This window comes from Halomonas sp. LMYGS-3 (assembly GCF_059509875.1).
This window is the reverse complement of record NZ_JCAKFQ010000001.1, coordinates 242,774-263,314: the sequence shown is the minus strand read 5'-3', so window position 1 is coordinate 263,314 and position 20,541 is coordinate 242,774. Positions and strand designations below refer to the sequence as shown.

General features: G+C 67.6%; 21 protein-coding genes and 1 pseudogene. 8 read left to right on the top strand and 14 right to left on the bottom strand.

Annotation, left to right across the window (positions count from 1 at the left end; all coding sequences use genetic code 11):
* Positions 1-11: 11 nt before the first annotated feature.
* From AC5W54_RS01270 to AC5W54_RS01235, 8 genes are all read right to left on the bottom strand, one after another.
* Positions 12-770 carry an SDR family oxidoreductase gene (locus tag AC5W54_RS01270; RefSeq protein WP_495960253.1) on the bottom strand — a complete coding sequence of 253 codons (759 nt, stop codon included), beginning with the start codon at positions 768-770 and terminating at the stop codon, positions 12-14.
* Between the two features lies 1 nt (position 771).
* Positions 772-1,803 carry a Rieske 2Fe-2S domain-containing protein gene (locus AC5W54_RS01265; protein WP_495960252.1) on the bottom strand — a complete coding sequence of 344 codons (1,032 nt, stop codon included), beginning with the start codon at positions 1,801-1,803 and terminating at the stop codon, positions 772-774.
* Between the two features lie 40 nt (positions 1,804-1,843).
* Positions 1,844-2,161: a recombinase-like helix-turn-helix domain-containing protein gene (locus tag AC5W54_RS01260; protein ID WP_495960251.1), complete on the bottom strand. Its 318-nt coding sequence runs from the start codon at positions 2,159-2,161 to the stop codon at positions 1,844-1,846.
* 5 nt (positions 2,162-2,166) lie between these two features.
* Positions 2,167-2,484: a nitrite reductase small subunit NirD gene (gene nirD / locus AC5W54_RS01255; protein WP_495960250.1), complete on the bottom strand. Its 318-nt coding sequence runs from the start codon at positions 2,482-2,484 to the stop codon at positions 2,167-2,169.
* A gap of 216 nt (positions 2,485-2,700) precedes the next feature.
* Entirely contained in the window at positions 2,701-3,477 is a 777-nt protein-coding gene (locus AC5W54_RS01250) for a GntR family transcriptional regulator (protein WP_495960249.1), read from the bottom strand.
* A 78-nt stretch (positions 3,478-3,555) separates the two neighbouring features.
* A complete protein-coding gene (locus AC5W54_RS01245; RefSeq protein ID WP_495960248.1) occupies positions 3,556-4,011 on the bottom strand; it encodes a hypothetical protein in 456 nt (151 codons plus the stop codon).
* A 148-nt stretch (positions 4,012-4,159) separates the two neighbouring features.
* The gene (locus tag AC5W54_RS01240; protein ID WP_102627706.1) at positions 4,160-4,363 is read right to left on the bottom strand and encodes a hypothetical protein; all 204 of its coding nucleotides are present in this window, start codon (positions 4,361-4,363) and stop codon (positions 4,160-4,162) included.
* A gap of 2 nt (positions 4,364-4,365) precedes the next feature.
* On the bottom strand, positions 4,366-6,051 hold the full coding sequence (locus AC5W54_RS01235; protein WP_495960247.1) for an FAD-dependent monooxygenase: 1,686 nt from the start codon (positions 6,049-6,051) through the stop codon (positions 4,366-4,368).
* Between the two features lie 113 nt (positions 6,052-6,164).
* On the opposite strand from AC5W54_RS01235, the gene AC5W54_RS01230 reads away from it, so the two are divergent.
* Positions 6,165-6,971, top strand: a complete 807-nt coding sequence (locus AC5W54_RS01230; protein WP_495960246.1) for a helix-turn-helix transcriptional regulator — start codon at positions 6,165-6,167, stop codon at positions 6,969-6,971.
* A 201-nt stretch (positions 6,972-7,172) separates the two neighbouring features.
* Here the strand turns inward: AC5W54_RS01230 and nhaC are convergent, their stop codons facing one another.
* Positions 7,173-8,657: a Na+/H+ antiporter NhaC gene (gene nhaC / locus AC5W54_RS01225; protein ID WP_495960245.1), complete on the bottom strand. Its 1,485-nt coding sequence runs from the start codon at positions 8,655-8,657 to the stop codon at positions 7,173-7,175.
* 403 nt (positions 8,658-9,060) lie between these two features.
* Between nhaC and AC5W54_RS01220 the strand changes: the two genes are divergently transcribed.
* The gene (locus AC5W54_RS01220; protein ID WP_495960244.1) at positions 9,061-9,543 is read left to right on the top strand and encodes an Lrp/AsnC family transcriptional regulator; all 483 of its coding nucleotides are present in this window, start codon (positions 9,061-9,063) and stop codon (positions 9,541-9,543) included.
* Between the two features lie 42 nt (positions 9,544-9,585).
* On the opposite strand, the gene amaA is transcribed toward AC5W54_RS01220, so the two are convergent.
* The gene (amaA, locus tag AC5W54_RS01215) at positions 9,586-10,866 is read right to left on the bottom strand and encodes an L-pipecolate oxidase (protein WP_495960243.1); all 1,281 of its coding nucleotides are present in this window, start codon (positions 10,864-10,866) and stop codon (positions 9,586-9,588) included.
* A gap of 76 nt (positions 10,867-10,942) precedes the next feature.
* Entirely contained in the window at positions 10,943-12,436 is a 1,494-nt protein-coding gene (gene amaB, locus AC5W54_RS01210) for an L-piperidine-6-carboxylate dehydrogenase (protein ID WP_495960242.1), read from the bottom strand.
* Between the two features lie 125 nt (positions 12,437-12,561).
* Between amaB and AC5W54_RS01205 the strand changes: the two genes are divergently transcribed.
* From AC5W54_RS01205 to AC5W54_RS01190, 4 genes and pseudogenes are all read left to right on the top strand, one after another.
* Positions 12,562-13,449, top strand: coding sequence for a LysR family transcriptional regulator (locus AC5W54_RS01205; protein WP_495960241.1), 888 nt, complete (start codon positions 12,562-12,564; stop codon positions 13,447-13,449).
* A gap of 185 nt (positions 13,450-13,634) precedes the next feature.
* Positions 13,635-14,888 (top strand): 2-aminoadipate transaminase, encoded by a 1,254-nt coding sequence (locus tag AC5W54_RS01200; RefSeq protein WP_495960240.1) that lies wholly within the window; start codon positions 13,635-13,637, stop codon positions 14,886-14,888.
* A gap of 78 nt (positions 14,889-14,966) precedes the next feature.
* Positions 14,967-16,143: pseudogene (hglS, locus tag AC5W54_RS01195) on the top strand (2-oxoadipate dioxygenase/decarboxylase HglS).
* A 179-nt stretch (positions 16,144-16,322) separates the two neighbouring features.
* Positions 16,323-16,979 carry a L,D-transpeptidase family protein gene (locus AC5W54_RS01190; protein ID WP_495960239.1) on the top strand — a complete coding sequence of 219 codons (657 nt, stop codon included), beginning with the start codon at positions 16,323-16,325 and terminating at the stop codon, positions 16,977-16,979.
* Positions 16,980-17,040: 61 nt separating this feature from the next.
* On the opposite strand, the gene AC5W54_RS01185 is transcribed toward AC5W54_RS01190, so the two are convergent.
* Positions 17,041-17,475, bottom strand: coding sequence for a hypothetical protein (locus AC5W54_RS01185; RefSeq protein WP_495960238.1), 435 nt, complete (start codon positions 17,473-17,475; stop codon positions 17,041-17,043).
* Positions 17,476-17,678: 203 nt separating this feature from the next.
* On the opposite strand from AC5W54_RS01185, the gene pyrB reads away from it, so the two are divergent.
* Positions 17,679-18,707 carry an aspartate carbamoyltransferase gene (gene pyrB, locus AC5W54_RS01180; protein WP_495960237.1) on the top strand — a complete coding sequence of 343 codons (1,029 nt, stop codon included), beginning with the start codon at positions 17,679-17,681 and terminating at the stop codon, positions 18,705-18,707.
* 152 nt (positions 18,708-18,859) lie between these two features.
* Positions 18,860-19,507 carry a hypothetical protein gene (locus AC5W54_RS01175; protein WP_495960236.1) on the top strand — a complete coding sequence of 216 codons (648 nt, stop codon included), beginning with the start codon at positions 18,860-18,862 and terminating at the stop codon, positions 19,505-19,507.
* 18 nt (positions 19,508-19,525) lie between these two features.
* On the opposite strand, the gene ruvX is transcribed toward AC5W54_RS01175, so the two are convergent.
* Both ruvX and AC5W54_RS01165 read right to left on the bottom strand, forming a co-directional pair.
* Positions 19,526-19,963 carry a Holliday junction resolvase RuvX gene (gene ruvX / locus AC5W54_RS01170; RefSeq protein WP_495960235.1) on the bottom strand — a complete coding sequence of 146 codons (438 nt, stop codon included), beginning with the start codon at positions 19,961-19,963 and terminating at the stop codon, positions 19,526-19,528.
* Positions 19,964-19,982: 19 nt separating this feature from the next.
* Entirely contained in the window at positions 19,983-20,540 is a 558-nt protein-coding gene (locus AC5W54_RS01165) for a YqgE/AlgH family protein (protein ID WP_495960234.1), read from the bottom strand.
* Position 20,541: the final 1 nt, after the last annotated feature.

Here is a 20,541-nt window from a genome sequence, read left to right as displayed (position 1 = left end):
GATCCTTCCCCCTAGTTGAAGACGAAACCGCCGTTGATGGGGATCAGCTGGCCGGTGACGTAGTTCGACCAGTCCGAGAGCAGGTAGAGCACGGTGCCATCAATGTCCCGGGGATGCTGCTCCTCCTTGAGGGCGCGCCCGGCGGCATAGAAGGCGTAACGCTCCGCTGGCACGTACTCGGTGGCCTCGCAGTGGGTCAATCCTGGGGCGATGGCATTGATGCAGATGCCCTGCTCGCCCAGCTCCCGGGCCATGGCCCGGGTCATCGAGATCACCGCGCCCTTGCTGGCCACATAGGCCATCAGCCGCGGCGCCCCCCAGAGGGCGGTGTCAGAGGCCACATTGACCACCTTGCCGTGCTCGGCCTCGGCCAGCAGCGGCCGCGCCGCCCGGGTCATCTGCCAGACCCCGCGCACGTTCACCGCCATCACCCGGTCCCACAGCTCGGGGTCGTACTCGTCCAGGGTCTTGCCGCCCACATTGGTGGCGATGGCGGCGTTATTGACCAGGCCATCCAGATGGCCACCCTCGGCGACCCGCGCCATCCCCGCCTCGATGGCCACGGCGTCGGCCTGGTCGATCACTAGCGCCTCCACCTCGGCACCGGCATCGCGCAGCGCCGCGGCGGTCTGCTCCAGCTCCGCCTCGAGGATGTCGCTGATCACCAGGCGGGCACCCTCGGCGGCGGCGGCCTCGGCGATGCTGCGGCCCAGGCCACGGGCCGCCCCGGTGATCATCAGCCGCTTGCCGGCCAGGCCATGAGCGGCCATCTCAGGCCGCCTCCTGGCGCTTGGCCAGCTGCGCCTTGGCCATCTTCAGCATCACCCGGCGCAGCCGCGAGAGACCGACGTCGTGTTGGTAGAGGTTCTCGTGGTGGCGGGCGTCCGGGGCCAGGTTCTCGAGGATGATCCGGTCCTGCTCCAGCACGTCCCAGTGCAGCCCCTCGAGCTTGGTGCGATAGAAGAAGCGCCACACCTGGCGCTGCCAGCCGTCCACCTTGCGCACCCGCCAGAAGAAGACGCGGCAGTTGTCCTGGTCCTCGGGCACCGCCATGCCGACGATCCAGAAGGGACCGCCCGGCCCGAAGCGCTTCTGGTAGGGGATCGACAGACGCAGCCAGAGGGCGCCGCTGTTGCCGTACTCCACCCAGTCGAAGTTGACCCCGGTCTGGCCGGTCTTCTTGAAGATGAAACCGGTCTCGGTGGGCTCCAGCACCATCTCGGCCTGGCGGTCGCCCTCGGCCATGGAGTGGGAGTCGGCATGCAGGTAGGTGCCGTGCATGGGGTCCATGACGTTGTCCACCGCATACTGGTAGTTGCACTGCCAGGTGGCGGTGCACAGGAAGTGACCATAAGTGGCCTCGTCGGTGAGCTGCTCGGGCAGCTCCAGGGCCGGCGGCGCTTCGTCGGCGGTGGTGCCGAAGAAGACGAAGATGGCGCCGTGGGCCTCCTGCACCGGGTAGTGGCGCACGCAGGCGGTACCCACCAGCGGGCTGTTGCTGATCGCCGGCACGTCGCACACCGTGCCCTGGCCGTCGACCTCGACGCCGTGGTACCAGCAGGCCAGGCGGTTGCCCAGGTTCCAGCCCTTGGAGAGGCGCGCGCCACGATGGGGGCAGCGGTCCTCGATGGCGTGTACCACGCCGTCATGGTCGCGCCACAGGGCCAGGTTCTCGCCCAGCCGGGTGATGCCCAGGGGGTTGCTGCCCACCTCCCAGCAGGCCACCACCGGGTACCAGAGGGAGCGCAGGCCGGTGTCCAGGTAGTCCTGAACGGTGCCGTCCACGGAAGCTGCTGTCGTCATCTCTCTCGACCTCGTCGTTGTTCGTTGCGTGGCCCGGGCCTTACTGGCCCAGCACCGCCATCTCTTGCAGGAAGGAGGCTTCGCTCCAGGGCTGGCCCTGGCGATCCTGGCTGTGGCGGGCGTTGAGCCCGGCCACCACCTCGTCGAGCGCGGTGGCACCCTCCGCGAAGACCGCTTCCAGGGCCGCCACCAGGTCGAGCTCGAAGGGCTCCGGTGCCCGCTGACGGTTCTGCCAGACCCGGTTGTCGAAGCCCCCGGGGCGCTCGATGCGGCCCTGACCCGGCTCGGAGGAGGGAATGATGCGAGCCCAGGTCTTGAGCTCGGGGTTGTGATCGATGGGGAAATCGGATGCGGACATGGTGCTCAGGCCTCCTCGGTGACGTTCAGCTGGATGGTGTCGTCGATGATGCGTACCGGGTAGACGTGCAGGTCGCGGTCGGCGGGTTCGCGCAGGCACTTGCCGGTCCTGATGTCGAAGACCGCCTCGTGGAGCGGGCACTCCACCTGGCCATCCTCGACGAACCCCTGGGAGAGCAACGCGTAGGCGTGGGGGCAGACGTCCTCGAGGGCGTAGTACTCGCCGTCCAGCACATAGACGCCGATCTCCTTGTCGCCCAGCTTGGCGGAGTAGGGAAAGTCTTCCTGTACCTGGTCGGTCTTGCAGACGGTGGTCCAACTCATAGGGGCGGTCCTCATCACGGGGTATGGGGGTCATCCATGAATCGAATCATATTTGAAACATGATTTATTATTTGATCCTATGGCGAGTATAGCCAAGCCATCTCACCTGTCAATACTATATAGTATTGATCGCGCCGGTGCTCGGAGGTTCCGGCCGAGGTACACCATCGGCAGGGCAAGGCAGGGTCTAGGAGGCAGGACGCTGACCAGAGGGGATCAGCGCGGCTCGGTGATCAGGGTGAGCCGGTAGTCACTGGGCGGGATGTACATGATCTGCCAGGCCAGCACCCCGGCCTCGGCATCCAGATAGCGGGTCTCCAGGCGAATGCCCGGTGGCGGGGCCTCGGCGAGGTCCGGCACGATGGCCCGGGCCGCGGCCCGGGGCAGGCGCCCCAGGCTGATCCGGTTCTCCGCCGTGCTGACCTCATGGCCCTGGGCCGCCAGCAGCGGCAGCACGCTCTCGTGCTCCAGGGCCTCGGCGGGCAGGTCGAGCAGTTCGCTGGCCACGTCGGCGCGCAGGTAGATCTCGGTGTAGCAGTCGAAGGCGCCATCGATACGATCCTGGCGCACCAGGTGCACATACCCCGCCGCGCACTCACCGAGCACCTCGATCCAGGCCCCTCGGCGCTGCAACATTTCGCGCTTGATCAGGCGGATGAAGACCATCCGGACACGGGTGCCATCCGGACGCAGGAAGCCAAAGGCGGGGGTAGCGATCTCGCGACGGTGGTTGCCGTCGGCGACGAAGGTGCCGAGCCGCCTCCGGCGATACAACTCACCGCTCTCGACCAGGTCGCGCAGCGCCTTCTGCACGGTGCCCAGGCTCAGCGGCAGGGCCGCGGCCAGCTCCTGCTCGGTGGGCAGGCGGGTGCCCTCGGCCAATTCACCCTCGACGATCAGCTCGATCAGGGCATCGCGCAGACAGAGGTACTTGGGGGTACGGGGCGAGTCTTCGAGATGTCGGGCGACACGCTCGGCGAGCAGGGTCAACACGGCGACGCCTTGGCCTGGACATGGGAGTGCCAGTCTAACCGCAATCGTGCATTAGCGCCCATGCATGCCGGCACGGACCTACCCGGACTCGTCGCTCACGGCGGGTGGCGACCGGCGCTCGAAGGCCTCGGCATTGGGGCAGAAAGCGCGGCACTCCTCCCGCGACGCCCCGTGACGCAGGGCCAGCCAGCAGGTTCCCACCCTCGCACAGGTATTGCAGGTGGTGCGCAGGGCGTGGATGGCCGGGTCCTTGGCGAGGGCCGCCGGGGGGAGCCCGAAGCGCTCCATCATCGGCGGCATCAGGGTATCGGTAGGCCGAAAGCCCGGGATCTCGCCGGCAACCAGGCTGCGCGCCAGCGCCTGCTCCAGGGAGCGGCTCATCGGCTGTGACAGGTCATGGATCAGCACACTCAGCGCTCTCGGGGCACAGCACTTGAGCTCGAGCAGGGCACGCTGGCCCTCGAGGTAGTCGCTGATGCGCTCCTTGCCGGCGGACGGGGACGTGGGGTCGATGAGGTGCACGGGGGAGGTCATCAGCGCTCTCCTCTGCCGATTCATTCCTCAGTATCGCCCTCCCGTTCCACCTCCGCCTTGACCGATATCATGCCGGACGCAGGCGAAGCGAGCACTCGCCCGGGCGGGTGCCCGCGAGGCCCCTGCCAGCGGCGCGACGTGCCGGGCGTCAGCCGGTGGCGGTCTCGGTGCCGCGCCGCGCCTCCTCGATGGCGGCCATCACCTGAGCGACATCGGGCACCCGGTGCGCCAGGGCCAGCGCCAGCTGGGCGAGGAACAGGCGCTCCTGCGCCTCGGGCAGGGCATCCAGGGTGGTGGCCAGTTGCTCGTAGACCCTCTCCAGGTCGGCGAAGGGCAGTGTCGGTGTGGTCATGATCATTCTCCTCCCAGGGCGGTCACCAGGGCCGCCTCGAGGGCGGCGGGGTCGAGGGTCGTCCAGCGCGCCGCCACATGGCGGTCGGGGCGTACCAGATAGGCCGTACCGTTCGTGGCCCCATAGGCGGCGAAGTGATCGCCGTCGGGGTCCGGCAGGATGGAACCCGGGCCCTCCTCAGCCGCCTGGCGGCTGAGGATCACGACCGTGAACTCGGGGTCGCGGGCCCGCAGATCCACCAGACGCTCGTCCAGGTCGTCCGGCAGGCGGCCGTCCTCGCTGAACAGCAGCAGCGTGAAGCCGCGGCCGAGATGGTCGAGCAGGAAGTCGTCTTCGCCCAGCCGGCGGTTGATCAGCGGGGCACCGGGCACGGGGCCGGCAGCGAAGGTGTCGCTGTCGGCCAGGGTCAGGGGGCTCTCGGCATAGGTATAGGGGGTGACCTGGCGCGGGTCGGCGAAGGGGCTGGCGTAGTCGTGGTGCACGGCCAGCGACAGGGCGGCATCGCGCATCAGCCGGTAACCGCGGCTCGGCGGCGTCATGAAGCGGGTGCTCCTGCCGGCATTGGCGAACACGTCCAGGGTGGCGCCGCGCCGCTCGGGGCTGTAGCTATCGAGCAGCCGCTCGGGGGCCAGCCCCTGGAGCACCCGGGCCAGCTTCCAGCCGGCGTTGGCCGCATCGGCCAGGCCGTTGTTGAGCCCGCGCACGCCGAAGATCGGCACCAGATGGGCGCTGTCACCGATGAACAGCACCCGGCCATGGCGATAGTCGTCGAGCGCCAGGGTGTGGGCCTTGTAGAGGCTCCACCACTCCAGCTCCCAGTCGCCCTCTTCGCCGAGCATGGCGATGATGGTGGCGACCCGCTCGCGGATGCTGGCCTCCTCCACCGCCTGCTCGGGATCCTCGTCGGGGCCGAGCTGGTAGTCGATGCGCCAGATGTCGTCGGGTTGCTTGTGCACCAGCAGGGTGGAGTCGGGCAGCGCCGAGGAGTGGAAGAAGGCGCGGCGCTCGGTGGGGAAGTCCGATTTCATTCGCACGTCGGCGATCACGTAGCGTCCCTCGTAGGCCTCGCCGTGCAGCGACAGGTCGAAGGCCTTGCGCACCACGCTGCGCGCCCCGTCGGCGGCCAGCAGGTAGTCGGCCTCGAGCCGGTAGTCGCCCTCCGGCGTGGCCACCTCCAGGGTCACGCCCCGGTCGTCCTGGCTTACACCGGTCACCGCGCTCTGCCAGCGCAGCTCGACGAGGTCGCTCTCGGCGGCCTTGTCGATCAAGAACTGCTCGATATACTGCTGCTGCAGGTTGACCATCGGGTAGAAGCGCTCCTGGTCGGAATGCGGCATCTCGAAGCGATAGATCTCGCGGTCGCGGAAATAGGTACGGCCCCGGGTCCAGCCCAGCCCCTTCGCCGTGAAGCGTTCGTCGACGCCGAGCTGCTGGAGGATCTCGAGGCTGTGGCGGGAGATGCAGATCGCCCGCGAGCCGTCGTTGACGGTGGCCTTGTCGTCGAGCACCACCGAGGCGACACCGTGGCGAGCCAGCTCCAGGGCGGCGGTCGTGCCGACCGGGCCGGCGCCGACGATGGCCACCCGGTGGCGCACCGCCTCGCCCGCGAGTTCGGGGGGACGCACGAAGGGGAAACGGGGATACTCGAAGTAGAGCGAGTCGTGCTCGCCCTTGCCGGCGGGTCGCATGGGGCACTCTCCTGTCAGGGTTATTGTCGAGCCTGACGACAGCCTATCCTGAAGCAGGCAGGGCCACTGTCCTGCAAAAGAGGGGACAGGCGATATCCATGATCGAGGCCAGCATGGCAGATAAGCGCGAAGACAGGCACGCATCCAGTTGGCCATCGCTGGTTCCGGCGATGGCCGCCTGCGTCGATGCCATGGGCAGCGAAGGCTTCGATGAGGCGCTGCTCGAGCTGCTGCGCCGCGCGGTGCGTATCGAGCAGTGCATGATCTTCGCCTACGACAGCAGCGACGAGATCGACTGCCTGCTGGCCGCCAACGAGCGCCAGCCGCGGGTCGCCAATCGCCTGGCCGAGCTCTACGCCGGTGGCCTGTTCCGCCAGGACCCCAACTACCAGCGCCTGCGGCAGCTGATCGACGATGAGGGCAAGCTCGCCGCCGCCGAGCTGACGACGATGCAGCCTGAGGCCATGTCGCCGGCCTATCAGAGCCATCTGTTCGCCTTTCCCGACCTGGTCGACAAGGTCTCCCTGACCATCCCGGGGCAGGACAGCATCTATTACCTCAACCTCTATTGTGGCGTGGCCGCGGGGCCTTTCACCGAGGATGACCTGGCCTGCCTGGACAGCCTGGCACCGCTGCTCGCCAGTCTGATACGCCGCCACTATCGCCACCATATTCCCCACCAGGGCGACGCCCGCCCGGCATCCCAGCGGCCTAGCGCCGAGGAAAACGCGGTGCTCGCCCCGCTCTCCGAGCGCGAACGCCAGCTCTGCCTCTTCCTGCTACGTGGCCATACCCTCAAGACCGCCGCCGCCGAGCTCGATATCGCCCTGTCCACCGCCGAGACCTACCGCAAGCGCGCCTACGCCAAGCTCGGCGTGCCGTCCAAGGCGCGCCTGGTGGCGCTTTGCCGGCGGCGGTGAAAACGTTACCGGCCACCCATACCCGCTCTCTAGAGACATGCAAGGCAGTCGACAGCAGCCGGATCGGGTGCGGGAGAGCCACCGCGAGGAACTCAGGCATCGGGTGGAGGCATAAGATCGACGCCCCGCCCGGCAGGTGCCGGGCGGGGCGTACTCTCGAGGCCCCGTCGCATGACGGGGCGGGGAGGTCAGGCGAGGCTGTCAGCTCGATGGTCGCGGACTGACGGCGGGCGCTTCGGCGGCCGGGCCGGCGGCACCGAGGTCGGTGGCGATGGCTTCGCCCTGTTCCTGCCAGAGTTGCCGTTCCTCCTCGGTGGCCCGCGGGGAGAACAGGCCGGTCTGGGCATAGAGCAGGCCGATCACCGGCGACAGCCAACAGGCGAAGGCCAGCGGGATATAGAGCAGGTTCTCGACATTGCCGTCGGCGATCCCGAGCGCCAGGGCGCTGATCACGAAGGCGCCGCCGGCGTTCCAGGGAATGAGGGGCGAGATGAGCGTCCCACCCTCCTCGATGGCCCGCGACAGGTTCAGGGTCGAGTACCCCATGCCGCGGTAGGTGGGGGCGTACATGCGACCGGGCAAGGCGATGGAGAGGTAGGGGTCGCCGGCGACCAGGTTGGTGGACACCGAGGTCAACACCGCCGAGGTCTGTACCCCCTTGAAGCTGCGCACCTTGGTCATGATCGCGCTGATGATCGCCTGCAGGCAGCCGGTCTTCTCCAGCGCGCCGCCGAAGCCCAGCGCGATCAGCACCAGCGAGATGGTCCACATCATCGACTGGATGCCGCCGCGGTTGAGCAGGCTGTCGATGGCGGCGACGCCGGTGTCGATCGAATAGCCGCTGTTGGCATAGGTCAGCACGTCATGCACGCCGACCCCCTGCACGAGCATGGCGGTGACCGCCCCGGCCAGGGCGCCGGCGAACAGCGAGGGAATGGGCGGCATGCGCTTGACCGCGAGCGCGATGACCAGCACCGCCGGCAGCAGCAGCCAGGCCGAGATGGTGAAGTTGGCCTGCAGCGCGGCGGTGATGGCCTCGATCCGCTCGAAGGAGGCGTTGCCGTCCTCGATCAGGGTGAAGCCTGCCACCAGGTAGATGACGAAAGCGATCAGCATCGCCGGGATCGTCGTCGGCATCATGTTCTTGATATGCGAGAAGACGTCCGTGCCGGTGACCGCCGGGGCGAGGTTCGTGGTATCCGACAGCGGCGAGACCTTGTCGCCGAAGAAGGCGCCCGAGACCACTGCGCCGGCGGTCCAGTACATGGGAATATCGAAGCCCGCGCCGATGCCCATCAGTGCCAGGCCCACCGTGCCGACCGTGCCCCAGGAGGTGCCCAACGCCAGCGAGACGATCGAGCAGAGCAGCATGGCCGCCGCCAGGAAGATGCCCGGCGAGAGGATCGTCAGGCCGTAGTAGATCAAGGTCGGCACGGTGCCGCTGGCGATCCACACCCCGATGATCATGCCGACGCAGATCAATACCGAGACGGAGGGCAGCGACACGTGGATGACGTGGAAGATGCCTTCCTCGATCTGTTTCCAGCGGAAGCCGAGCTTGACCCCCACCAGCGCCGTGATCGCCAGGCCGATGGCGAGGGGGATATGGGGCGTGAAATCGCCGAAATAGAACAGCTGCACGCCCAATACCAGCAACGTCAGGACGACGGGGGTGAGCGCCAGCATCAGACTCGGCCGTTTATAGGCTATTGAATCCTTTGGACTTGTCATGTCGATTACCTTGGGGTTGATGTGTGTTGTTCTTGCTTTGTCTTATTAAGCAATACGCAGCATTCCGAGCCTTATCGACCAAGAACCGATCGATAGAGGTCGGCAGCTGGGTTCGCTTGATAGCTGTTGTCAGGTATTCCTCCCCGTCCTGTTGGCGCCAGAAATCGCAAGACCTGCCCGGAGGGCTGCAACATCACCGTGATCGGTGTGCCGAGGACAGCCGCATTGCCAGATCTGGCCATAGTGTTTTATTCACCAGCCCTCTAGACTCATTGTTAGCCAATTTGTCTAGGAATTGGCTCCAAATAACGCTGAATTCATTTACCTTTGTCCTTATAAAAGATCACAGGTAGTCATTATGGCTAATAAGTTAGATCGCATAGACCGCCGCATCCTGCACCAGCTGCAGGAGCATGGGCGCCTCCCCATCGTGGAGTTGGCGAGTCGGGTGAACCTCACCAAGACGCCCTGTGCCCAGCGCGTACGCCGACTCGAGCAGGCCGGCATCATCCGCGGCTACCGTGCCGACCTGGACCCGGGGCAACTCGGTGCGGGTCATGTCCTGGTGGTGCTGGTGACGATGGAGAAGACGAGCGAGGACGCCCTGGATCGATTCAACGAGGCCGTGCGGCTTATTCCCGAAGTGCAGGGCTGCTACATGGTGGCGGGGAACTTCGATTACCTGCTCAAGGTAAGGACTCACGATATCTCGCACTATCGTGCCGTGCTCGTCCAGCAGATCGGCCGGCTGCCGAATGTCCACCAGACGCACTCCTTCGTCGTGATGGAGCTCGTGAAAGACGAAGTGACGGTGCCGGTTCCCATCGATCCCCTCCCCTGATCGAGCCCGCTCATCCAGATCTCGAGATGCCATGGGCCAGTCTCAGCTCAAGACCCGCAGGCACTGCCCCGTGTGGTAGAGGGTGAAGCCCCCTTCGTAGCCTGAGCTGCGCAGGGACCTGGCCCGGATCGGTCTGGGGGAGCGGATCGGCAGGGGCAAGGAGGCGTCATCGCCGGTGATCAGGTATCTGGCAAAGCCCTTGCCCACCACGGTACCGGTGGTGACGCCGCGTCCGTTGTAGCCGGATACCCCCAGGACGCCGGGCGCGACCTCGAACAGGCGCAGCGTGTGATCGGGTGTGAAGGCGATGCGTCCCGTCCAGGTGCACTCCCACTCGACGCGGCCCAACTGGGGAAAGTAATGACGCTGTATGCGGTTGGCCCAGCAGCGCAGGTACGCCGCAGGCCTGCCCTCCCCTTTGCCCAGGCTGCCGAGGATCAGCCGGCCCTCTGCGTCGCGGCGCATGCTGCTCAACACCAGGCGGGTATCCCAGGCGCCCTGGCGCTCGGGCAGGATGTCGCCGGCGAGTGCTGCGGGCAGCGGCCGGGAGGCGACCTGGAAGAAGTGGCCGGGAAAGAAGTGGCGCCGGACCTCGTTCCAGCGATCCTCGGTGTAGGCGTTGGTGGCGAGCACCAGCCGCGGGGCCGTGACGCTGCCGCGGTGGGTCGTCACCCGCCAGTCGCCCTTCACTCTGGCGACGCCGGTGGCGGCGCTGTGGGTGTGCAGCCGTGCGCCGGCCGCCTTGGCGGCACGCGCCAGGCCCCGGGTATAGGCGGTGGGGTTCAGAGTGCCGGCGCGACGGTCGAGCAGGGCGCGGCGGATGCGCCGGGTGCCCAGGTGCTGTCGGCAGGCGTCTGCCTCGAGGAGTTCCACGGGGGCTCCGCGGCGTTGAAACTGTTCCGCGCGCCGCGCCAGTTCCTGCTCGCCCCGGCCATTGTGGGCCAGGTGCAGGGTCCCGGTGCGGGCCGCCTGACACTCGATGCCGTGACGCTCGATCAGCGAAAAGACCACCGTGGGGGCGCCACCGAGGATCTCGTTGGCACGCTCACCGACCTCCTCGCCCAGGACCTCGAGAATGTCATCCGGCGGGATCCACAGCCCCGCGTTGACCAGGCCGACATTGCGCCCCGAACCGCCGCTGGGCACGTCGCCCGCCTCGATCAGGGTCACGCCGACGCCGGCCTCGGCGAGGTGCAGAGCGGTGCTGAGTCCGGTGATACCCCCACCGACGACCACCACATCGGCGCCGTGGTCGCCCTGCAGCGCATCCAGGTTCAAGGACGGTTCCGGCGACGTGTCGTGCCAGAGACAACGCTCCTTCATGGTGCCTCCCGTGCTGGGACCGAGTGTGAAGGCCTCGGCGAGCCGCCGTGCCGAGGCCGGGTGGACGCCGCCGGGGTCAGTCGAAGCGGATACCCTGCGCCAGGGGCAGCTCGCGGGAGTAGTTCACGGTGTTGGTCTGACGGCGCATGTAGCTCTTCCAGACGTCCGAGCCGGACTCGCGGCCGCCGCCGGTCTCCTTCTCGCCGCCGAAGGCGCCACCGATCTCGGCACCGCTCGGCCCGATGTTGACGTTGGCGATCCCGCAGTCGCTGCCCTGGTCGGAGACGAAGGTCTCGGCCTCGCGCACGTCGGTGGTGAAGATGCACGACGACAGGCCCTGGGGCACGTCGTTGTTCAGCGCCAGCGCCTCGTCCAGGTCGCGGTAGCTCATGACGTAGAGAATCGGGGCGAAGGTCTCGTTCCTGACCAGCTCGTCCTGGCGTTCGACCTCGACGATGGCCGGGGCGACGTAGTAGCCGTTGGGGTAGGTCTCGGCCAGCCGGCGTTCGCCGCCGAACACCCGGGCACCCTGCTGGCGGGCCCGATCCAGGGCGGACTGCATCTGGTCATAGGCCTGGGCGTCGATCAGCGGACCGACGAGGTGCCCCGCCATGGGGTCGCCGATGCTGATGCCCGTGTAGGCCGTCTTCACCCGCTCGAGTACCTCGTCGCGAATGGACTCATGGACGATCAGGCGGCGCAGGGTGGTGCAGCGCTGGCCGGCGGTACCCACCGCCGAGAACAGGATGGCACGCACCGCCATGTCCAGATCGGCGCTGGGCGCCAGGATCATGGCGTTGTTGCCGCCGAGCTCGAGGATGCTGCGACCGAAGCGGGCGGCGACGCGCGGCGCCACGTCACGCCCCATGCGGGTGCTGCCGGTGGCGCTGATCAGCGGTACGCGGGGGTCGTCGGCCAGGCGCTCACCGGCCTCGCGGTCGCCGAGGATGACCTGGCTGAGGTCCGCCGGGGCCTCGTCGCCGAACTCGGCCATGGCGCGCTCGAGCAGGGCCTGGCAGGCCAGCGCGCTGAGCGGGGTCTTCTCGGAGGGCTTCCACAGCAGGCTGTCGCCGCACACCAGGGCCAGGGCGGCGTTCCAGGCCCAGGGGGCGACCGGGAAGTTGAAGGCGGTGATCAGGCCGACCGGCCCCAGCGGATGCCAGGTCTCACGCATATGGTGGCCCGGGCGCTCGGAGGCAATGGTCAAGCCGTAGAGCTGACGCGACTGACCGACCGCCAGGTCGCAGATGTCGATCATCTCCTGCACCTCGCCGAGGCCTTCCTGGAGGATCTTGCCGCACTCCAGGGTCACCAGGGTACCGAGGTCTTCCTTGTGGCGACGCAGCTGCTCGCCGAACAGGCGGACCAGCTCGCCGCGGCGGGGCGCCGGCACCCGGCTCCACTGTTCGAAGGCCTGCCGGGCGCGGGCGATACGGGACTCGACCGCATCCGCGCCCTCGAGCGCGATGCGGCCGATCTCGGCGCCATCGGTGGGAGAGGTGACGGGGAAGTCGCCCTGGCGGTACAGGGCCTCGGGCACACCGAGGCGCCTCATGACGTCATCGATCATTCTTCCTCCTCCTGCTACTTGTTTTGAACATGAAGATCACGGGCAGTATTGCCGTCGGGATTGACCTGCCTCAAACGATGATTTATACGGAGGTCATTCTATTTTTTCTTGAATCGAGGCCAGACGTGAACCGCCGCCACCTGCCGACCCTGAGCGCCATGCAGTGCTTCGAGGCCTCGGCCCGCCATCTCAGTTTCACGCGCGCCGCCGACGAACTGAACCTGACCCAGAGCGCGGTCAGCAAGCAGGTGGCCCAGCTCGAGTCGGTGCTCGAGCACCCACTGTTCCGACGGGTCCGCAAGCGCCTCCAGGTCACGCCGGAGGGGTCGCTGTACCTGACCGAGGTGCGCAAGATCCTCGCCCAGGTCGAGATGTCCACCCGCTACATGCGCTCCTACGGCGGCCAGAGCGAGGTGCTCAACGTCACCACCCTGCCGACCTTCGGTGCTCGCTGGCTGATCCCCCGGCTCAATGGCTTCCGCTTCCGCCACCCCAACGTCTACCTGAACATCAGCAACCGCGTCGAGCCCTTCGACCTCGAGGAGGAGCGCGTCGACGTGGCCTTCTTCTTCGGCCACGGCGCCTGGCCCGGGGCCGAGTGCATCAAGCTGCTCGACGAGGAAGTGGTGGCGGTCTGTGCGCCCACGGTGGTGCCGGAGGGCGGCATCCAGGACCCCCTTGCGCTGACCGCACTGGTGCTGCTGCAGAGCGCGACACGCCCGGAGGCCTGGCACGACTGGTTCGAGGCCCAGGACCTCTACACCGAGCACAGCTATCACGGCCCACGCTTCGACACCTACTCCATGACGCTGCGCGCCGCCCGGGCGGGCTGCGGCGTGGCGCTGGTGCCACGCTTCCTCGCCGAGGAGGAGCTGGCGGCGGGCCAGCTGATCATTCCCTGGGCGTTCTCGCTGACCAGTCGCGATGCCTACTACCTGGCCTACCCCGAGTACAAGGCCGAGCAGGCCAAGGTGAAGGGGTTCATCGAGTGGATCCTCGAGCACCGCGCTTGACGCGCCTTCCTGCGATGCCGCGATCCCGGCCCTGTTGCCCGCCCCCTCTCGTCCCGCCCTGCGGACCTGCCGGCCGGTCCAATACTTTTTGGAATGTATAGCCCGGTTTTTTTCGTTTGAAGGGGCGCGCCCGGCTCTGTTCTGATGCTCGCACATTCTCGAACGACGAGTGACAGGTACGCGACATGGAGCTTCCGCACGTCAGCGGCTCGCTGGGTATCGTTCACCCCATCTGCATCGAGCGGGGGCGCAACGCCGAGGTCTGGGACGAACAGGGCAGGCATTACGTCGACTTCATCGGCGGCATCGGCGTGCTCAATCTGGGCCATGGCCACCCGGTCGTGGTCGAAGCCGTCAGGGGCCAGCTCGAGACGCTGATGCACTCCGCCTTCAACGCCTTGCCGCATCGTGGCTACCTCGAGGTGGCCAAGGCCCTGGATGCCTTCGTACCGGTCTCCTATCCGCTCTCCTGCATGCTGACCAACAGCGGGGCCGAGGCGACCGAGAACGCCCTCAAGGTGGCGCGTGCCGCCACGGGCCGTCAGGCGGCGATCGCCTTCGACGACGGCTTCCATGGCCGTACGCTCGCCGCGCTCAACCTCAACGGCAAGGTCAAGCCCTACAAGAACCGGCTCGCCGCCCTGCCGGGACCGGTCCACCACCTGCCTTTCCCGAGCCGCGATAGCGACGTCGACGCCGACCGGGCCATGGCGGCCCTGGAGCGGCTCTTCGAGGTCGAGATCCCCGCCGACGAAGTGGCCTGCATCGTCGTCGAGCCGGTCCAGGGCGAGGGCGGCTTCCGGCTGCTCTGCGCCGACTTCGCGGCACGCCTCCGGTCGCTGTGCGATGAGCACGGCATCGTGCTGATCTTCGACGAGATCCAGTCCGGTTTCGGCCGCACGGGCCGCCGTTTCGCCTTCTCCCACCTCGGCGTCGAGCCCGACCTGCTGCTGATGGGCAAGAGCATGGCGGCGGGGCTGCCGCTGGCGGCGGTGGCCGGCAGGGCCGAACTCATGGATGCCCTGCCCAAGGGGGGCTTGGGCGGCACCTATTCGGGCAACGCCGTGGCCTGTGCGGCGGCCAGGGCCGTCATGGCGCTGATGAGCGAGACCAACCTGCGCCGGTGGGGTGAGCAGCAAGAGACGCTGATCCTCGAGGCCCACCGCGCCTGGCATGCCAGCGGCCGCTTCCCGATGCTCGGGGAGCTGACCGGCGTCGGTGCCATGCGCGGCATCGTCTTCGACGACACCCCCGAGGCCGGCGGCGGCGAGCACCTGGCGGCGCTGCTGACCGCCGGCCGGGAAGCGGGCGTGCTGCTCATGCCCAGCGGCCGCCGTCGCAATGTGCTGCGCCTGTTGCCGCCGCTGACCGCGGAACCCGAGGTGATGCGGGAAGGGTTCGTCAGGCTCGAACGGGCCCTGGGGACGCTGCGTTCCTGAGCGCCCGGCCCGAGGGCAGACGCCCCTGGATGAATCCGACCCAGCCTCATTCACTCGACACTAGCGAGAACCGATTCGATGACCAAGCCCCGCTATCTCTCCTCCGACGAGATCCGTGACCGCTTCTCCCGGGCCATGTCGGCCATGTACCAGGCCGAGGTCCCCCAGTACACGACGCTGCTCGAGCTGGTCGACCGGGTGAACCGCGAGACCCTGGAACGCGATCCGGCGCTGGCCAGGCGCCTCGCCGCCCAGGGCGAGCTGGAGCGCCTCGGCGTCGAGCGTCACGGCGCCATCCGGGTGGGCACCGCCGGCGAGCTGGCCATGCTGCGCCGCCTGTTCGCCGTCATGGGCATGCAGCCGGTGGGCTACTACGACCTCTCCCGGGCCGGCGTACCGGTGCATTCCACCGCCTTCCGCCCCGTCGGCGACGGGGCCCTGGCACGCAACCCCTTCCGTATCTTCACCTCGCTGCTGCGCCTCGAGCTGATCGAGAGCGAGGCGCTGCGGCAACGCGCCGAGGCCATTCTGACCCGGCGCGACATCTTCACCGACGGCTGTCGCGACTCGATCGCACGCCATGAAGCCCAGGGGGGGGCTCACCGAGGCGCAGGCGGAACGTTTCGTGGCCGAGGCCCTGGAGACCTTCCGCTGGCACCGCGACGCCACGGTGGACCTGGCGACCTACGAGGCGCTGCACGCCGAGCACCGCCTGATCGCCGACGTGGTCTGCTTCCGCGGCCCGCATATCAACCACCTGACCCCACGCACCCTGGACATCGACGAGGTGCAGCGGCGCATGGCGGCGGCCGGCATGACCCCCAAGGCGGTGATCGAGGGCCCACCCCGCCGTGCCTGCCCGATCCTGCTGCGCCAGACCAGCTTCAGGGCCCTGGAGGAGGGGATCCGCTTCGCCGGCGAGCGGCAGGGCACCCACACCGCACGCTTCGGCGAGATCGAGCAGCGCGGCATGGCGCTGACCGCCAGGGGCCGGGCCCTCTACGACGACCTGCTCGGCGAGGCGCGCCGTCGTTCCTCCGGCCTGGACAATACCGGGCATCAGCGCGTACTGGCCGAAGCCTTCAAGGACTTCCCCGATAACGATGAGGTGCTGCGTCGCGAAGGGCTGGCCTTCTTCGACTACCGGTTGACCGAGGCAGGGCGCGCGATCGGCAGCGTCACCGACGAACTGGCCCTCTACGCCGAACGCGAGCGGGCTTCCCGGGCGGCGGTGCTCGAGGCCCTGGGTCACTGATCGTCTCCCGGGCTGGCGGGAGCGGCGGTCGGCGCCGACCGGCCGCCTGCCGGGGGTCGGTCAGGGCGCGGCACCAAAGCGAGGAATTGGCGGTTAAAAATTGCGCAACCGTCGCGATGGCGACACTCGGGAATCCGTGACAATCGAGGCGAGTCGATGACAAGCCTCGGGGGTCACTCATGCCCAAGTCCCTGCGGGTGGTGCTGGCCGCCGCCCTTCTGCTGATCGCGACGAGCACGCAGGCCGGCCTGCCTAGCCATGCCCCTTGGGTCGCGAACGTGACTACGACGACCGAGAGATCGGTCTCGCTATGGTCCGAGCTGGCCGCCATCGAACTCCCCGCGGTGGCCCCCGACGAGGTCTGGGTGAGCATCGACCTGACGCGGCGCGAGCTGGCGGTGCTCCGGGGCGAGCAACGCATGCTGACGATTCCTTACCTGGCGTTCGGCACGGCCGGGGCCAACCGCATCCGCCTGCAAGGCAGCAGCCAGACGCCCATCGGTGACTTTCGCATCGACAGGATCAACCGCCAGAGTCGCTTCCGGCTGTTCTTCGGGATCGATTACCCGACCCCGGAAATCGCCCACGAGGCCTGGCAGAGCGGTATCCTCAGCGATCGGGACTACCACGATTACCGCAGCTACCGGCGCCGCAACGGTCGCACCCCGGCCCACACCCCGCTGGGCGGCCACATCGGTATCCACGGTCTCGGCCATCGTCCCGCCAACCTCCACCAGCTGCGCGACTGGACCGAGGGCTGCATCGCCGTCACCAACACGGAAATCCTGATGCTGGAACGCTGGCTCGATGTCGGCACGCGGGTGGTGATCCGCTGAACGAGCGGCGTCATCGACACCGCTTCGGCTCGCGCAAGCCAGGGCTCGAGGTCCTGGCGGCTCAGGCCACGGCCGCCCGGTCGAACGCCTCGGCGTTGGGGCAGAAGCCTCGACACTCCTCGACGCCGGCATCGCGGCGCATGGCGCGCCAGCAGTGGCCGGCCACCGGGCAGGCGTTGCAGGTCCGGCGCATTGCCCTGTAGTCGCTCTCCTCGGCAACGCGCGAGGCCTCGAGGCCGAAGCGCTGCATCATCACCGGCATCAACGTCTCGGCTGGCACGAAGGCAAGGTAGGCGCCCTGGTTCATCTGCCGGGCCACTTCACGCTCGAAAGTGGCATCCAGCGGCGCTTCGAGGTCGTCGATCAACTCCCCGAACGTCAGGGACGCTTCGTTCTGCATGTCCCTTACCAGCTGGGGGGTCGACACCCGGTAGCAGTGCTCACCAAAGCGCTCCCACCAGGACGTGCGGCTTTGGGTAATGTCGGTGCGGGCCATGAGTCGATCTCCCTTGATGGTGATTTGACCAGAGTGTCGTCCACCGGGAGGGATGCCGCCTTGACCCGCGTCAAATTTGTTTCACATGAAACCAAATGACGGCACCCCATTGTCGCGACCGGCCTGGCCACGGGTAGGCCGTGAAGCGAGCGTCCCGGGGAGTTACACTAGCGCCCAGTTCCCGCTGCCAGCCGAGGCCCGTGATGAGCCCCCACCTGCTCTCCATCGATTCCCTGTCCCGCGACCACGTCGACCACCTGATGCGCCTCGCCGCGCGCATGGAGCCCATCGCACAACGCCGCCAGGTCACCCGGGTGCTGGAGGGCGCGGTGCTCGGCAACCTCTTCTTCGAGGCCAGTACCCGAACCCGGGTCAGCTTCCATGCGGCCTTCTGTCGGCTCGGGGGCAGCGTCTGCGACACCACCGGCTTCACCTTCTCCTCCATGGCCAAGGGCGAATCGCTCTATGACACCAGTCGGGTGATGAGTGGCTATTGCGACGCCATCGTCATGCGCCATCCCGACCAGGGCTCGGTGGCGGAATTCGCCAGCGCCACCAAGGTACCGGTGATCAACGCCGGCGACGGCCCCGGGGAGCACCCCAGCCAGGCCCTGCTGGACTTCTACACCATCGACAAGGAGTTCGCCCGCCAGGGCAAGTCGCTCGAGGGTGCCCATGTGCTGATGACCGGCGATCTCAAGTACGGCCGCACCGTGCACTCGCTGATCAAGCTGCTGTCGCTCTATGCGCCGATGCGCATCACCCTGGTGGCACCGCCCGGCCTGGAGATGCCCCAGCACCTGATCGAGCGGGTCGGCAAACAAGGCCTCGACGTGGAGATCCGCGAGAGTCTCGGCGGCGATTTCTCCGACGTGGACGTGGTCTACACCACGCGGATCCAGAAGGAGCGCTTCACCGCCGAGATGAGCGAGGGCTTCAACCTGTCCCGGGACTTCACCGTGCACAAGGCCTTCCTCGACGAGCACTGCAGTCGCTCGACCATCGTCATGCATCCCCTGCCCCGGGACAGTCGCCCCGACGCCAACGACCTGGACGTGGACCTCAACGGGGATCCACGCCTGGCGATCTTCCGCCAGACCGACAACGGCATCCCGGTACGCATGGCGATCTTCGCCAGCCTGCTGAAGGTGGACGAGCTGATCGACAAGGACCGGCGTCCGGTACGCTGGTTCGTGCCCGACAGGCTGGGCGTTGACGATCCCTCCCTGTAATCACGCTGGGGGTGTCGTCCATCGCCTATGCTGATGTGCGCCGAGGAATATGCGAAGCTGAGCAGGCGGCCCACGACAGGGCCGCCGACCCCGCTGACAACAAGACGTGTTGCCGACCCCGGCGACCGACAATGAAGGGAGGCACTACCCCCATGACCCTGCATCGCGCCTATGTTCTGCTGGCGGCTTTCTATAGCCTGCTGATCCTGATCGGAGTGATCGCCCTGCTCGCCGGCGGCGGCACCCTGCTGGCCCTGCCGCTCCTCGTCCTGGGCGCCCTGGGGGTGATCGGGCTATGGGGCTATATCCTGCAGAAGGGGTTCATGAACCCGCGCATGTGGCGCCCCTTCGCCTGCCTGCTGGGCGTCGCGGCGGTCGTGCAGCTGTTTCTGGTCTTCGCCGCGTCGCCGTCCGGCGTCGAGATCACCTGGCTATTGACCAGCGCCATCTTCTCGCTGCTGCTGGTGGTCATGCTGTTCCAGTACGGCAACCGGGACCAGGCGCTCTGGGCCTCGCCCGAGGAGCTCGAAGGCGGCAAGCTGCTGGGCGAGCTGCTGGAGGCACAGCGCGAGCTGACGGTGGAGAAGCAGGACGAGGACCGCCAGGCGACCGTCAGGGTGCAGAAGGCCGGCAACGAATACCGCGCCAGCGTCGTACGCCAGTACGACGCGGAAGTGGAAAGGTTCGAGGAGCGCTTCCGCTGCCCGGCGACCCTGGCGTTCTTCATCGAGAAGTTCACCTGTATCTCGGTGCGCGACTTCGCCGACAAGTACTCCAGCAATGGCGCCAGCCCGACCTAGGCTCGGACGCCGCTGGCCTCAACGCGACGGCAGGCCTTCACCGCGGGCGAACCAGCTCTCGAGGATCAGCACCGCGCTGATGCCATCGACGCCCTCGTCGCGATAGTTGCCGCGATGGCCCGCCGCCCGGGCGATGGTCTTGGCCTCGCGGGTCGAGCCGCGCTCATCGACCATCTCGCAGGGGATACCGTAGCGGCCGAACAGGCGCTTGCCGAACTTGCGGGCGCGGATGCACATCTCCGCCTCGCTGCCGTCCACTTCCAGCGGCAGTCCCACCACGAAGAGACCGGGCCGCCACTCGTCCACCAGCCGCGTGACCACCTCCCAGTCGGGAATACCGTCGCGGGCCGGCAGCGGGTCGAGCGGCCGGGCGCTGGCGAGCAGTTCGTTGCCCACCGCCACGCCGATACGCCGGGTGCCGAAATCGAAGGCCAGGATCAGCCGTTGGCCGGTCATCTTGCTCACTCCCTGGCCATCACGAGTGCCCGGCTTCGCGAGTCATCAGGTTCAGGTCGATGCCGAGGATGCCGGCGGCGGCGGAGAGGCGCTGCTCCGGCGGCACCTCGAAGAGGATGTCGGCACGCCCCTCCACGGTGAGCCAGGCGTTGTCCATCAGCTCGGCCTCGAGCTGGCCGGACTCCCATCCGGCGCAGCCGAGACAGACGAGGAACTGCTCCGGCCCCTCGCCGGCCGCCAGCGCCTGGAGCATGTCCATGGAGGTGGTCAGGGCGATCTCCTCGGCCACCTGGATGCTGGAATCCCAGGCATCGCTCGTGCCGCGGTGCAGGATGAAGCCCCGATCCTTGTGCACCGGGCCACCGTAGTAGACCGGGGCATTGCGATGCGGGCTCGCCTCGCCACCCAGCTCCAGCTGCTCGAACAGGGCGTCCAGGGTCAACTCCAGCGGCCGGTTGACGATCACGCCCATGGTGCCGTTGTCGTCATGGTCGCAGAGATAACTGAGGCTGCCCGCGAAGTTGGGATCTTCCAGGTGCGGCATCGCCATCAGGAAGTGATTCTTCAAGCTTTGCATG

Coding starts and splice junctions, on each gene's coding strand:
- AC5W54_RS01270 (WP_495960253.1), bottom strand. CDS start 770: ATGGCCGCTCATGGCCTGGCCGGCAAGCGGCTGATGATCACCGGGGCG.
- AC5W54_RS01265 (WP_495960252.1), bottom strand. CDS start 1,803: ATGACGACAGCAGCTTCCGTGGACGGCACCGTTCAGGACTACCTGGAC.
- AC5W54_RS01260 (WP_495960251.1), bottom strand. CDS start 2,161: ATGTCCGCATCCGATTTCCCCATCGATCACAACCCCGAGCTCAAGACC.
- nirD (WP_495960250.1), bottom strand. CDS start 2,484: ATGAGTTGGACCACCGTCTGCAAGACCGACCAGGTACAGGAAGACTTT.
- AC5W54_RS01245 (WP_495960248.1), bottom strand. CDS start 4,011: ATGACCTCCCCCGTGCACCTCATCGACCCCACGTCCCCGTCCGCCGGC.
- AC5W54_RS01240 (WP_102627706.1), bottom strand. CDS start 4,363: ATGACCACACCGACACTGCCCTTCGCCGACCTGGAGAGGGTCTACGAG.
- AC5W54_RS01235 (WP_495960247.1), bottom strand. CDS start 6,051: ATGCGACCCGCCGGCAAGGGCGAGCACGACTCGCTCTACTTCGAGTAT.
- AC5W54_RS01230 (WP_495960246.1), top strand. CDS start 6,165: ATGGCAGATAAGCGCGAAGACAGGCACGCATCCAGTTGGCCATCGCTG.
- nhaC (WP_495960245.1), bottom strand. CDS start 8,657: ATGCTGGCGCTCACCCCCGTCGTCCTGACGTTGCTGGTATTGGGCGTG.
- AC5W54_RS01220 (WP_495960244.1), top strand. CDS start 9,061: ATGGCTAATAAGTTAGATCGCATAGACCGCCGCATCCTGCACCAGCTG.
- amaA (WP_495960243.1), bottom strand. CDS start 10,866: ATGAAGGAGCGTTGTCTCTGGCACGACACGTCGCCGGAACCGTCCTTG.
- amaB (WP_495960242.1), bottom strand. CDS start 12,436: ATGATCGATGACGTCATGAGGCGCCTCGGTGTGCCCGAGGCCCTGTAC.
- AC5W54_RS01200 (WP_495960240.1), top strand. CDS start 13,635: ATGGAGCTTCCGCACGTCAGCGGCTCGCTGGGTATCGTTCACCCCATC.
- AC5W54_RS01190 (WP_495960239.1), top strand. CDS start 16,323: ATGCCCAAGTCCCTGCGGGTGGTGCTGGCCGCCGCCCTTCTGCTGATC.
- AC5W54_RS01185 (WP_495960238.1), bottom strand. CDS start 17,475: ATGGCCCGCACCGACATTACCCAAAGCCGCACGTCCTGGTGGGAGCGC.
- pyrB (WP_495960237.1), top strand. CDS start 17,679: ATGAGCCCCCACCTGCTCTCCATCGATTCCCTGTCCCGCGACCACGTC.
- AC5W54_RS01175 (WP_495960236.1), top strand. CDS start 18,860: ATGACCCTGCATCGCGCCTATGTTCTGCTGGCGGCTTTCTATAGCCTG.
- ruvX (WP_495960235.1), bottom strand. CDS start 19,963: ATGACCGGCCAACGGCTGATCCTGGCCTTCGATTTCGGCACCCGGCGT.
- AC5W54_RS01165 (WP_495960234.1), bottom strand. CDS start 20,540: ATGCAAAGCTTGAAGAATCACTTCCTGATGGCGATGCCGCACCTGGAA.